The organism is Calothrix sp. FACHB-168, assembly GCF_963889195.1.
GTDB classification, from domain to species: Bacteria; Cyanobacteriota; Cyanobacteriia; order Cyanobacteriales; family Nostocaceae; genus Aulosira; species Aulosira anomala_A.
The window spans coordinates 41,747-55,868 of the sequence record NZ_CAWPNJ010000055.1 but is presented as its reverse complement, the minus strand read 5'-3'; the positions used below and the strand labels follow the sequence as shown (position 1 = coordinate 55,868).

Sequence of the window (14,122 nt, the reverse complement as noted above, 5' to 3'; positions counted from 1 at the left end):
CTCAAAACTCTCAAAGGGCATAGCGGTTCTGTCAATAGTGTGAGTTTCAGTCCCGACGGCAAGACCATTGCCACAGCAAGTTCTGACAGCACAGTCAAACTCTGGGACATCTCTGGCAAACCACTCAAAACTCTCAAAGGGCATAGCGGTTCTGTCTGGGGTGTGAGTTTCAGTCCCGACGGCAAGACCATTGCCTCTGCCAGTGATGACAGCACAGTCAAACTCTGGGACATCTCTGGCAAATTACTCACAACTCTCAAAGGGCATAGCGGTTATGTCAATAGTGTGAGTTTCAGTCCCGACGGCAAGACCATTGCCTCTGCCAGTGGTGACAGCACAGTCAAACTCTGGGACATCTCTGGCAAACCACTCAAAACTCTCAAAGGGCATAGCGGTTATGTCAATAGTGTGAGTTTCAGTCCCGACGGCAAGACCATTGCCACAGCAAGTTCTGACAGCACAGTCAAACTCTGGGACATCTCTGGCAAACCACTCACAACTCTCAAAGAGCATAGCAGTTGGGTCTATAGTGTGAGTTTCAGTCCCGACGGCAAAACCATTGCTACAGCAAGTTATGACCGCACAGTGATTTTATGGGATTTGGATTTAAATAATTTATTAGCCAGTGGTTGCAATTGGCTAAATAATTACCTAGCTATCCATCCTGATGTGCTGCAAGACCTCAAAGCCTGCCAAACTCCAGCTATGAAAAAAGCAGCAGCACCAACATTAGTTACCCAAGGTGAAGAATTAGCCCGCAATCAAGATATTAATCTTGCTATTGCTAAATTCCACCAAGCATTAGAATGGAATCCCAGCTTAAAACTTGACCCCCAAGCAAAAGCCAAACAATTAGCAGATGCTTCAGCCTTAATTGAAAAAGGTGAGAGCCGAGTACAAGCAGGCAATCTTGACGGTGCAGTTGCTAATTTCCAGCAAGCATTACAACTAGACCCCAGTTTAGACTTTAAACCAAAGGCAAAAGCAGCTACTTTATTAGTTGAGCAAGGAACAAGCCTTGTATGGCAGGATAAGTTTAAGGAAGCATTAGCAGCTTACACCAACGCCCAACAGTTAGATCCAAAAGTCGAAATTTCTGCTGATAATTGGGATACATTATGCTGGCACGGTAGTTTGCAAAAACAAGCCGCCGATGTAATGTTTGCTTGTAACCAAGCCGTGAAGCTTGCCCCTGATAATGGCAGCATTCGTGATAGTCGTGGCTTGGCGCGGGCGTTAAAAGGCGACTATCAAGGCGCAATTGCTGATTTTGAAGCCTATATCGCCCAGACTGACGATAAAGATATCAAAGCACAACGGCAAAGCTGGGTGAAAGACCTCAAGGCTGGGAAGAATCCTTTTACAGATGATGTGTTGAAAAAATTGTAGAATTGGTAATTAAGAAAGTCGTTATATGAAAAGTGCGATCGCTTTTTCACCACACCAATTTTAAAGCTATTTTCACGTCAATAGACCACGCTGTAGGGGCACGGCACCAGTAAAATTATTGTATGTACCAAAAGATTATCGGTGTTCCCTACGACAGATGTGGTTCAAATAGGTGAAAACTGCTGTAAAATGCGATCGCTTTTCCAGCTTAATTCAAAAAGTGCGATCGCATTTCTACAACATTAATAAGACTTGCGCACTGAAGCCGAAAAACTCGATCCCCCCTAGCCCCCCTTAAAAAAGGGGGGAAAACTTCTTAAAGTCCCCCTTTTTAAGGGGGATTTAGGGGGATCGATAACTTTTCGCTACCCACGAGAGGATTTTTAAAACATTCTCTCAAAATGCGATCGCAATTACAGCCTGATTCCAAAAGTGCGATCGCTTTTTCACCACACCAATTTTAAAATGCGATCGCCATGAAAATGAATGCATTTATTGTGTAGCAACTTCAGGGTTCCCGGAATCAGCTTCAGGGTTCCCGAAATCAACTTCAGGGTTCCTTGAATTAACTTCAGGGTTCCCGTTTCCGTGTTTCGCGTACCCTGAATCAACTTCAGGGTTCCTTGAATCAACTTCAGGGTTCCCGTTTCCGTGTTTCGCGTACCCTGAATCAACTTCAGGGTTCTTGCAATGACTGTCAAGGGTAATGTCTAAGTGTTTTCCTCAGAAATAAAAAAATGTAGAGACTGCGGAACAATCTCTACAGATTATAGGGTTGTAGGAGTGAACTTGTTTTACCGAAATGCAAAAAATGCGATCGCTTCAACTATCTAACAAACTTGTCCCCGCAAAGCTTCGGTATCAATGGGTTTAATCAAGTAAAGTAGCAATAGATTCCAAACAATCGCCGTAATCAACGGTATTTTCCGCATAAATTTGACAAACTTAGGTTGAGAACTGCGCTCAATTTCCATCAATTTGAAGTTGTAATCCGAGCAGCGATGCAAACGCGAGAAAAATTTGGGATGTTCCGTATTTAACATCACCGGAAAAGCGCGTCCAGCAGTTTCATTAGTATTGCACACTACTTGACGGTCAAATTCCGTCGCATCCAGCCCCAATGAATGATAAAATCCAGCGCGTTCGTGAACTGTTAAAGTGTGGGTAGCAAACACCGATAACAGAAAAAAGCGACTCAACAGTCTAGATTTCCAGGTTTTCCACAATTGGGGTTGAGAGCGTAATAAAGCTTTGAAAATATCCCCATGACGGTTTTCATCCTGACACCAGCTTTCAAAATAGCGGAATATCGGGTAAAACTGGTTTTCTGGGTGCTGTTGCAAATGACGATAAATAATAATGTAACGCCAATAACCGATTTTTTCTGAAAGATATACTGTGTAAATTACCCACTCAATCGGGAAAAATGTATAAGTGCGTCTTTTGGTAATATCAGCCAAATCCAGCGATAATTTAAAATCGCCCATAGCTTTATTTAAAAATCCTGCATGACGCGCTTCATCACGCGCCATCAAGTTAAATATTTCCGACAACAGGGGACTGCGATTTTTCAGCTTGCGTGACAGTTCCTTAAATAGCAAAAACCCAGAGAACTCGGAAATACAAGAACGTTCCAAATATTCAATAAAAGACTGACGTGCTTCGGCTTCAATATGTTCCCAAGACTGCTCAAACGCCTCATCCCGCACAAAATGGTGGCGGTTGTAATCTGCCCGCATTTCTGCTAGCATCGCCTGCAACTCCGTTTCCTGAGCAGACAAATCTAGGCTAGCCGCAGTTTCAAAATCTGTAGTGTAAAACCGGGGAGTCAGTACCGTTTCTTTGCTTGGTGCTTTAATTCCCGGCTTTGGTTCTTTCGGGGCAGACTGGGATAAGGTATTTACCATGAGTTCTCCGGTAGTTAGCTTAACAATTACATAGCCATTAAGTTATGATTAGTGTAATTTGTAGACCAGCCTATTTTGCCAAAAGATTTACAATCCTTTAATTTTGCAACTCTGCAAATGGGAACTTCCCATGTAACACCACACCGCCAACCTTGATAGAAAGTAGGGTGTGTTGTCGCGCAGCGCAACGCACCACACCGTAACGCCACACCGCCAAAACCTCTCGGTGCGTTAGCCTACGGCATAACACACCCTACTGGCGCGTCTAGACTAAAATGTGACAATATAATTTTGTTGTGGGGTGGACATCTTGTCCGCCCAGGACGGGCGAGACGCCCATCCCACAAGAGTTTTATTAATGCACCATTTTAGCCTTGTCGCGCCAGTAGGTTGGGTTGACGTAAGGAAACTCAACACCAGCATCTATGTTGAGTTTCTGAAATTCATGTTGGGTTTCGCAAAGCCTCAACCCAACCTACATCTAATGCACTTCCCAATGCCCAATGCCCAATGCCCAATGCCCCATGCCCAATGCCCAATTTATTAAGTTTTGAAACATACTTATCATAAATAAACTAAATAACCATAGAGTGATTTACGAAGGTAATCACGCTTACTAAGAGTTTAAGAGATATTCAGTATGGGTCGTCATTCAGACAATCGTTCTCAGGAACACAACAATCACACAGCATTGCTCACACCTCCCATCAATGCAGCAAACCTACCACCCGCAGATTCACGCCAACGGGTGAAGCAGTTTATGCAGAATATCCAAGATGAAATTTGCAGTGGCTTAGAACAGCTGGATGGCGAAGCCAAATTTCGTGAGGATCATTGGGAACGCAAAGCTGGTGGTGAAGGACGTACCCGCGTAATTCGGGAAGGGCGAGTGTTTGAACAAGGTGGCGTCAACTTTTCGGAAGTTTGGGGTGATACCTTACCGCCATCGATTTTAACTCAACGCCCAGAAGCAGCCGGACATCAGTTTTTTGCCACGGGAACCTCAATGGTACTGCATCCTCGTAATCCTTACGTTCCCACAGTACACCTTAACTATCGCTACTTTGAAGCAGGCCCGATTTGGTGGTTTGGCGGCGGCGCAGATTTAACACCATACTATCCTTTTGCTGAGGATGCGATTCATTTTCACCAAACTTTTAAATCTGCTTGCGATGGGCATCATCCAGAATATTACCCCACCTTCAAACGCTGGTGTGATGAATACTTCTACCTGCGCCATCGCCAAGAACAAAGGGGTATAGGCGGTATATTCTTTGACTATCAAGATGCCAGTGGTAATCTTTATGTGACTTCCCAGACAGATACACCAGCCGCAGTTTACAGTCAGCAGGTAGGAAAAGTTACACGGAATTGGGAAGATTTATTTGCTTTTGTGCAGAGTTGTGGTAAGGCTTTTTTACCTGCTTACTTACCAATTGTAAATCGCCGCCAAGATATTGAATATAGCGATCGCCAGCGTCAATTCCAATTATACCGTCGCGGTCGTTACGTAGAATTTAATTTGGTATATGACAGAGGAACAGTATTCGGGCTGCAAACCGATGGTAGAGCGGAATCTATATTGATGTCTCTACCGCCGCTAACACGCTGGGAGTACTGCTACCAGCCAGAACCCGGCACGCCAGAAGCGCAACTAACTGAAGTTTTCCTGCAACCGCAAGATTGGGTGTAGGGCATTGGGCATTGGGCATTGGGCATTGGGTAGACGCGATGAATCGCGTCTCTACAATTGTCCCCCCTGCATATTCTGTGTGAGGATGTATCTGTGAGATTGAAATTACAAAATTTTCCCGAAAAAGATGAGCCTTTGCGTCTGGATTGGCTAACGGTGCTGTTTTTTGGGGCTATTCATGGATTAGCTTTATTGGCTCCTTGGTTTTTTTCTTGGTCGGCTGTAGGGATTATGCTGTTATTGCATTGGCTATTTGGTAGCATTGGCGTTTGCTTGGGCTATCACCGACTTCTTAGCCATCGTAGTTTTAAGGTACCGCGATTTTTAGAATATGCGATCGCTATTTTGGGTGCTTTATCATTACAAGGCGGGCCGATATTTTGGGCGGCTGGACATCGCTTGCACCATGCACATACCGAAGACGAAAATAAAGATCCTTACTCTGCCCGCAAAGGTTTCTGGTGGAGTCACATGCTATGGATATTCTATCCCCGTGCAGAGTTCTTTAATTATAATTACTACCAGCGATATGCTCCCGATTTGGTGCGAGATCCCTTTTATCGCTGGCTAAATACTAACTTTCTCTTTCTGCAAATTCCCGTTGCATTATTATTGTATGCTTTGGGCGGTTGGTCGTTTGTGGTGTATGGGGTATTTGTCAGGGCTGTGATTCTTTGGCATACAACTTGGTTGATTAACTCAGTCACCCACATGTGGGGTTACCGCACCTTTGAAATTAACGATAACTCCCGCAATCTCTGGTGGGCGGCTTTACTCACCTATGGCGAAGGCTGGCATAATAATCACCATGCTTATCCCCATGTAGCTAGGTGTGGTTGGCGTTGGTGGGAAATTGATATTACTTGGTGGGCGATTTGGTGTTTAAAAACCGTTGGCTTGGCGAAGGATTTAAATTTGCCACCTGCGCAGGGTTAAGTGCGGGAAATTTAAACGCAAAGGGGCGCAAGGGTAACCGCAGAGGTACGCGGAGGGTAAATGCTCATTCTTTTTCCTCTGTGTTCTCTGTGCCTCTGCGGTTAAAGACACTCTACTAATTCTTGGCGTTCTTGGCGTCTTGGCGGTTCAAAAAATTATGGATTTGGGAAATTTTTCACTACGCACTCAAAGCCTCAAATTGCTGCCAGCAGAGATACAGCGCACGCGGTACGTGGAAGCAGCCTTTCCATTTACCGCCTTTGAGGTTTAATAGTACTTCCCCACGCCGATTGAGATAGCCAAACCATTCACCATGCTGAGAATCTGCAAAATGCGCCCAAGCATAATCATGCACTTTTTGATACCATTCCCAGCAAATGTCACGCCCTGTTAAACGATAACCCATTGCTAAGGCAACTAAAGTCTCTAAATGAACCCACCACAATTTTTGATCCCATTCTAGTTGTTGGGGGGGATGTCCCTTTGCATCCATAAAGTAATATAATCCGCCATATTCACTATCCCAGGCAAAATTGAGAATATTAATCACCACATCTACAGCTTGGTTGATTGTTTGGGTATCGTTGCGACGACGGGCTATATCCATAATGAACCACATCGCTTCAATTCCATGACCGGGGTTAATCACTCTACCTTCAAAACAATCAATGTGAGAACCATCAGGAGCTATATTTTCGTACATTAAACCCTGTTCTTTGTCAAGGAAATCGTTCATCACTTCCTGAACAGTCATATCCAAGACTTGCTCTAGGGTTTCGTTTGGTAGTAACCAAGCCATTTCTAAAGTCAGGTTGGCTAAAATCATCGGTACAGCCAGGGATTTCATCGGGCGCGTACCGGGGTAAGTTTTAGTATATTTACCTTTTGGGTTATCCTTACGGCGTAAAACATTGTTATAAGCTTGCATGGCTACATCCCTAGCCCAATCTTCACCACAGGCGAGGGCGTATTGACTAAAAGCCATTGCGGCAAAGCAATCAGAAAAGATATTGTAAGGCTGGACTAAGGGTTGTCCTTCACGGGTGAGGGAAAAGTACCAGTTACCATCAGCATCTCTGCCATGTTGGGAAAGAAAATTTGCGCCATTGGTGGCAATTTGTAGCCAATTTTCCCGCTTTTCTAGCTGGTTGTACAGCATGGAGAAAGTCCACACCTGACGGTTTTGCAACCAGATAAATTTATCTGTGTCATATACATTACCCTCACGGTCGAGACAAGTAAAATAGCCGCCTTGCTCCCAATCTATTGAGTGTTGTTCCCAAAAGGGGAGTACATCATTGAGCAGTGCGTTTTTGTAGAGTTGAGCGAGTTTGTGGAATTCCTGTCTCATATAATGTACCCCTATTTTGTGTCAAACAGCGTCAATTATCACCTGAGCGTCAGCCAATTGCGAGCTTTTTGCTACGGCATCAGTGCAGAATGGAAAATAAGAGCTATTTAAATTTAGAGTTTGTACATGAGTGCTGATATAACATCTAAGACTACACCTGATTTTGCGATCGCATTATCGCAAGCTGCGGCTACTTATCGCGGTGAAGGTGGTAAACTTCCAAATCCGGCTGTGCTAGTGGATGCATTGCTAGCAGCAGAAACAGCAGCGAAGCAGCAACGGTTAGCTTATAACTTTGAGTCACTGTTAGGTAAATGGCAACTTTGCTTTGCTACGGGAACTCGCAAGGTAAGACAGCGTGGAGGAATTGTCTTAGGTAAGGGTGTATATATGCCCAAATTTGCAGCCGCGCAGATTTCTTTTTGTGCAACTTCTGAACAGGATTTAGGTAAAGGCGAAATTGGCAATCAGGTAAAAGTAGGCCCGGTATTATTAAAGTTAACAGGGCCAGCTAAATATTTAAATAAGAAAAATCTCTTGGCGTTTGACTTTACGCAGATGCAAATTAACTTAGCTAATTTGACTGTTTACAATGGTAAGATTCGCTCTGGTAAAGTGGAATCAGGGGATTTTTATAGTCAACCGATTGCGAAATTACCGTTTTTTGCTTTCTTTTTAATTACAGAAGATTTTATCGCAGCTCGCGGTCGTGGGGGTGGATTGGCTTTGTGGATTCGGGAGAAGAATTAATAGTCATTTGTCAGAGACGCGATGAATCGCGTCTGTACAATTGTCATTTGTCATTGGTTCTCCTAATTACCTTTATTATTGCCCAATGCCCAATAAATAATAGGGGCACAATATATTATGCCCCTACTTAGTTTATTCTGAATAAAATACAATACAGTTCAGTTAAGGATAATTGTAGGTTGGGTAGAGTGATAGCGAAACCCAACATTAAAGCGGCTTTGTTGGGTTTCGTTCCTCAACCCAACCTACATCTTTTCAGGTTTTTGATGCTAACTGAACCTTATTGGAATACAAGATATTTTTATACCAGAACAATGTCAGTTGTTGTCGAGAAGCCTGTTGGCTTGTTCTCAAGAATAGCGAACTGAGTACCTTGGAAGGATAACCCACCAGAATAACTGTCATAGTGGAACTGGGAAAGGGAACTAGCACCAAATCCAACTTTGCTGATCTCAATTTTGTCTGATAAGCTGGGTTGCGACCAGTTTTTCTGGAAATCTTTGATGATATCTATGCCTTCAGCTACATAGGTAAAGGCAAATTTATCTGCACCCGCACCGCCATAAAGTGTGTCAGCACCGTAACCACCAACGATATAATCATTACCATTGCCACCGGAAAGCAAGTCGTTACCACCCTTGCCATTGAGTTTGTCATCACCGTCACCACCATTGAGGGTGTCATGAGCGCTACCACCAATCAGCAAGTCATTACCTGCATCACCATTACCTAATAGGCGAGTGCTGGTATCGCTACCATCTAGGGTGTCATTGCCGTAACCACCGGAGAAGCTTACCCAGTTGACGCCTGTGTAGCTTAAGTTGTTGACATCTAAAGAGTCATTACCGCCTTCACCGGATACAGAAAATTGCTCGGCAGTATCTACGGTGAGTTTAAATGGTACTAGGTTAACTCTATCGAAGATAGCAAGATTTCCTTGTTGACCTAGAACAAATTTGTCACCTAAAGTAACTGAGCCTTCAACTTCAATTGTATCAATACCATTATTGCCGCTAATGCGATCGCTTCCATCACCATCATCCCAAGCCAGGGTATCATTACCCGCACCACCAATCATGGTGTCGTTGCCTTTCTCTCCTTCAACAAAGTCATGACCATCGCCACCATTAAGAGTATCATTGGCACTGCTACCAGTGAGCAAGTCATTACCTGCATCACCTTTGGCAAATATTCGCGTACTGCTATCGCTAGCATTGAGGGTATCATTACCCTCACCGCCTGAAAACTCTACTAAATCTACACCAGTACCAGCCAGATTATTGACATCTAAAATGTCATCGCCACCTAAACCATTAATCTGGAATTTTTCTGCCGAGTCTACGGTTAAGGTAAATGGTACCAAGTTGAGGCGGTCAAAAATGGCTTGTCCTTGGGAATTGCGTTGCAAGCGGAAGTTATCGCCAACGCCTGCGCCATTAACTTGAACTGTATCATAGCCTGTTTCGCCACTGATTCTATCGGAACCGTCGCCGTTATTCCAAATCAGCAAATCGTTGCCAGCGCCGCCAAGGAATCTATCTGCACCGCGATTGCCGATTAAGGTATCATCGTCATGACCACCGGATAGATAATCGTTACCGTCACCGCCTTGCAATAAGTCTTTCCCTGCATCGCCATAAAGGCTGTCGTGAGCAGAACCACCAGTTAGGGTATCGTTACCATCATTGCCATAAGCGCGCAAAGTTGTTTCTGTACCGCTACCATCTAGCCAGTCGTTACCAGCACCGCCTGTGAATTCTACTAAATTCACACCAGTACCAGCCAGACTATTGACATCTAAGATGTCATCGCCACCTAAACCGTTAATCTCGAATTTCTCTGCTGAGTCTACGGTTAAGGTAAATGGTACCAAGTTAAGGCGGTCAAATACAGCTTGTCCTTGGGCATTGCGTTGCAAGCGGAAGTTATCGCCAACACCTGCGCCATTAACTTGAACTGTGTCATAGCCTGTTTCACCACTGATTCTATCGGAACCGTCGCCGTTATTCCAAATCAGTAAATCGTTACCAGCACCACCCAAAAATCTATCTGCACCGCGATTACCAACTAAGGTATCGTTACCATCACCACCAGATAAATAATCATTACCATCTCCACCAAGTAACAGATCGTTTCCTTTATCTCCATAAAGGCTATCATTACCAGCGCCACCATCTAGAATATCATTGCCTGCTAATCCATAGATTTTATCGTCGCCATCAGTACCTGTGAGGATAGGGTAATATATTCCATTTTGAGTTGTGCCGTTGTCGTTGTAAATAGTGCCGTTTTTAGTAGCCATGTCAGTTTCTCAATAAAATTTAATACAAATTTTGACTCTATGCTTGTTGAACAAAGGTGAGTTGAATAATGGATAAAAGGAAGATTAAATTAAATTTGTATGTCGATAAACTTGATATAAACTATTTGGAAATATCACGTTTATTGATTAATCTTCCTGGTGCTGTTCCCATCTCCTTTGTGCCGTTGTTATTATTTAGAATCTCCTATAAATCCCAAAAGATAAATGTGGATAATTTAAGGAGTTTCTTTGGCTTAATTTGGCTACTAAAAAACTGAGGTAAGGTTAGGTAAGGAAAGGTAAGGATCTAAACAATTCAAAATTCAAAATTCAAAATTCAAAATTAAGAATTCTATTTGCCCAATGCCCAATGCCCAATGCCCATTTACTTACAACAATCTATTAGCGGTTCTGAAGAAATGTTATTTAAGCCGATAGATTGTAACATTTTAGACCAGTTATTTTGTTTAGGGTCTTGGCGGTGAATTTCTGCGGAAGTAGTTAGGTAATCGTACCAAATACCGTTGGTGCTATAAATTGCGGCGCGTTGGTTAAGTGTGGCTTTATTTAATTGATTTTTTGCTGTAGCGTTGAGTTCGACTCTTTTAATCCAACCATCAACATAAACAGGTGGTTGTTGGCGATCGCAGTATACATCTAAATACCAGTGATAACGCTTGCCAATTTCTAAGGAGAAATCTTTTGATGGCACAGACAGCTTGATAATTCCTGGTTTTCCCGATAGTGTCACTGGTTTTTTATATACAATTTCTCCAGCTTCATTCTGCAAACTGAACTCTGCATTAGCTGTGGTGACATAAGGAACGTAAAACCAAAAGGTAGGATGGGAAAGAGTTGTTAATCCAAAGACGACTTGGGGATTTGCAGCACCATACACCGGAACTAAGGCTGTTAGCTGCTTTTGGTTACTGATATCCCCCTGTTCTGTCATCACGGAACAACCGCGTTTTCCGCCGGCTGTGCGATTACCGGGTGCGCCAAGCCCTGGTGGTGGTGGGGGTGCGTTAAATATTTCTGTTGCGGGGATTTGCGAGTTTACGGGTTGTGTTGGTATTAGGGTGCAGCAACAGCAAAGCGATAATAAAGCGATCGCACAAGCTATTTTACCTGTTTTGGAAAGAGCGTTGACGGTTGACTGTTGACTGTTGACGGTTGACTGTTGACGGTTGACTGTTGACTGTTGATTCTTAAGAGAGATTTTCATGGCAAAATTTGTGTGATTTTCTCGTGAATCGCTGATTTGTCAAGATTCTTAATTAAGAGAGCCAGATTTAATCTATGTTTTCTTTTAAATAATCACCATCAGGAGATATGTTTGCGCAATTATTTCTGTCTTCGTATTGGGCTAATTTAGGCATTATTACTAATAGGCTAGTGCCTGTAAATACAAAATTTATAGCAGCAGGAATTAGGGGTATCCAAATCCCCTTTAATAGCAGAATCATGCTGGTTGCTGAGATGACGACAATTACAACAACTCCCACTAATCCTAAAATTAGGTAATTACGAATACGCAATGCGATAATTGCGCCGAAAATAGACCAGAAAAATATCCATAAAATTTCGCCCCAAATCGGCCAAACCCCTAACAAAGTTCGCCCATCTAATACTGCACTGAGAATTTGACTCGCCATTTGTGCATGAATAATTACACCAGGAATTTCTTGCTGTTGCTGTGTGGTGTATGGTGTGGGGAAATAATCGCCAGCACTTTGAGCAGTAACACCGATAAGGATGATGCGATTTTTGACTTTATCGGGAGCGATCGCACCTTGCAGCGCATCTTTTAGGGTAATTTGCTCTATCGCTTTTAAGGGAGAGCCTGAGGAACGGTAATTTAGTAAGATTTGATAGCCTTTATCATCTAATTGCTGATATCCTCCCATGCGCGATCGCAAACGTTTAAATATCACTTTACCAATCTGCAATTCCTGATTTTTGGTGTACTGTGCAGATATACCCTCAGCTTTTAAGTAACGAAATACTAATTGCATACTAATACTGTAGGGTGTAGTACAAGGGGATGATGTGCTGGGTGCTATGGCAATTAACTGGCGGCGAAGGATACTATCTGTATCTTGGGTAAAATCGCTAAAGCCTTGACGTTGTACGGGAATTTCTGGCGCTGCTGCAATACCTGGCTCGTTAATTTCTGGTTCACTGGCTCGACAAATGGTAAAAAATTTATCGCTGCGTCGCATCCAATCGCCTAGAGGTGCTTGTTGAGAGTTAACGGGGAAATCTCGGTAAATATCTAAACCAATGGCGCGTGGTTGCAATTTTTCGAGTTTTTCCACCAATAAAGCCAATGCGCGATCTGATAGGGAGCCTTTTCTGTCTTGCTGTTCTGGTAGCTTAAAATCATTTTCTGCGATCGCTATGACTAACAATCGAGAATCTACCGGTTCTTGAGGACGCAAGCGCATGATTCGATCAAAAGCTTTTAATTCCGCACCCTGTAATAATCCTAGATGACGCACGCCTAATAGTAAAGCGGTGACAATCGCAGGTAAAATTAACACAGTTTGCAGTTGGCGCTTGCTCGATAAGGTTTGCAGTGGTTTATCGTCTAATTCTAGACTAAATAAAGCTTTATCCAGCCAATTTTGATTAAAAATAGCAGCATAAATCCGGTTATAAATCCTTAAACAACCTTGCTGCTTGACTACCAATCCTGATAACCTTAATTCCATTTGCTCAAGGCTGTTATTGGCTGCGATTTGTCCTCTGCGTAAAATTTGCTGATAAAGTTTGAGTAACTTGTGAATGCGCTGTTCGTTTCTCAAGCTATCATCACTGCAACGATAAATTAAGCGATCGCGAATTGTTCTTAAATGCTGCGGTTCATCTTGAGATTCCCAGTTGTCAATGATTTGCGATCGCACTAATTTCGCAACATAATCTGCTTCATTATCTGGGGGAATCATCCCAGAAGATGCAATCGCTAACTGACACAGTTTTTGCGTCAAAAAAGGTTGACCGCCAGTCCAAGCCAAAATTTCTTGTAAAATCCTCTCAGGACGAGCAAATTTACCCGCTAATCCCTTGACTAATGGTTGCGCTTCCGAAAATTGAAACCCGTTGAGTTCAATTGCGCGTCCAATATTAAACGGTGTACGCTGTTTATCTTGAATTAAATCGTAGGGAGTAGTTACCCCTAACAAAGCAAAAGTCAGACGTTGGTAAGCAGGATTATCGGCGCGTTTGTTATAACAAGCGCGAATCAAGGCTAAAAAATCATCTTTAAAGCTGATTTGGAGAATGCTATCGATTTCGTCTACAAAAATGACGATATTTTGCGCAACTTCTACCAATAGCACCGACTCAATAAATTCACTCAAACATTCTACAGGTGAAAGTCCAGTGCGATCGCTCCACCAATTTAATACTTTAAATTTCGGTATAAAACTCCGCGCCAGTCGCCGCAACACTCCCAAATACCACTCAGATTGAGTAATATCCTGACTGCCGATAGCTGTAATATCTATCACACCACAAGCCACACCTTCTGCTTGCAACTTGCGCATAGTTTGCACCCGCAGACTAGATTTACCCATCTGCCGCGAATTAAACACATAACAAAATTCCCCAGCCTTCAGCGCCGCATAAAAGTCTCTATCCGCTTGGCGCTGCACATAACTGGGAGCATCAATTTGTAAGCTCCCGCCAACTTGATATTTATAATTTGAGTTTTCTGGATTAGTCAATGGTCAATAGTCAATGGTCAATAGTCAATGGTCAATGGTCAATGGTCAATAGTCATTTGTCCTTCT

Annotated in this window: 10 protein-coding genes; 4 read left to right on the top strand and 6 right to left on the bottom strand. The window is 43.1% G+C overall.

Annotated features, from left to right (window positions below):
* Positions 1-1,389 (top strand): eIF2A-related protein (locus tag AACW45_RS29270; protein WP_190636491.1); only part of this gene is annotated, 1,389 nt, incomplete at its 5' end.
* Between the two features lie 446 nt (positions 1,390-1,835).
* On the opposite strand, the gene AACW45_RS29265 is transcribed toward AACW45_RS29270, so the two are convergent.
* Positions 1,836-2,090, bottom strand: coding sequence for a hypothetical protein (locus AACW45_RS29265; protein ID WP_190636490.1), 255 nt, complete (start codon positions 2,088-2,090; stop codon positions 1,836-1,838).
* A 129-nt stretch (positions 2,091-2,219) separates the two neighbouring features.
* Positions 2,220-3,296 carry a magnesium-protoporphyrin IX monomethyl ester (oxidative) cyclase gene (acsF, locus tag AACW45_RS29260; protein ID WP_190636488.1) on the bottom strand — a complete coding sequence of 359 codons (1,077 nt, stop codon included), beginning with the start codon at positions 3,294-3,296 and terminating at the stop codon, positions 2,220-2,222.
* A gap of 640 nt (positions 3,297-3,936) precedes the next feature.
* On the opposite strand from acsF, the gene hemF reads away from it, so the two are divergent.
* Complete coding sequence (gene hemF, locus AACW45_RS29255; RefSeq protein WP_190636484.1) at positions 3,937-4,989, top strand: oxygen-dependent coproporphyrinogen oxidase; 1,053 nt, start codon at positions 3,937-3,939, stop codon at positions 4,987-4,989.
* A 99-nt stretch (positions 4,990-5,088) separates the two neighbouring features.
* Positions 5,089-5,925: an acyl-CoA desaturase gene (locus AACW45_RS29250; RefSeq protein ID WP_199331258.1), complete on the top strand. Its 837-nt coding sequence runs from the start codon at positions 5,089-5,091 to the stop codon at positions 5,923-5,925.
* A 178-nt stretch (positions 5,926-6,103) separates the two neighbouring features.
* Here the strand turns inward: AACW45_RS29250 and AACW45_RS29245 are convergent, their stop codons facing one another.
* Positions 6,104-7,276 (bottom strand): AGE family epimerase/isomerase, encoded by a 1,173-nt coding sequence (locus AACW45_RS29245; RefSeq protein ID WP_190636481.1) that lies wholly within the window; start codon positions 7,274-7,276, stop codon positions 6,104-6,106.
* 126 nt (positions 7,277-7,402) lie between these two features.
* On the opposite strand from AACW45_RS29245, the gene AACW45_RS29240 reads away from it, so the two are divergent.
* Entirely contained in the window at positions 7,403-8,026 is a 624-nt protein-coding gene (locus AACW45_RS29240) for a hypothetical protein (protein WP_190636480.1), read from the top strand.
* 301 nt (positions 8,027-8,327) lie between these two features.
* Here AACW45_RS29240 and AACW45_RS29235 read toward each other — a convergent pair whose 3' ends face one another.
* The 3 genes from AACW45_RS29235 to AACW45_RS29225 all read right to left on the bottom strand — a co-directional run bounded on the left by AACW45_RS29235 (position 8,328) and on the right by AACW45_RS29225 (position 14,056).
* Entirely contained in the window at positions 8,328-10,328 is a 2,001-nt protein-coding gene (locus tag AACW45_RS29235) for a calcium-binding protein (RefSeq protein ID WP_190636477.1), read from the bottom strand.
* 385 nt (positions 10,329-10,713) lie between these two features.
* The gene (locus AACW45_RS29230) at positions 10,714-11,553 is read right to left on the bottom strand and encodes a DUF928 domain-containing protein (RefSeq protein WP_190636475.1); all 840 of its coding nucleotides are present in this window, start codon (positions 11,551-11,553) and stop codon (positions 10,714-10,716) included.
* 67 nt (positions 11,554-11,620) lie between these two features.
* A complete protein-coding gene (locus AACW45_RS29225; RefSeq protein WP_190636473.1) occupies positions 11,621-14,056 on the bottom strand; it encodes a CHASE2 domain-containing protein in 2,436 nt (811 codons plus the stop codon).
* Positions 14,057-14,122 lie beyond the last annotated feature (66 nt).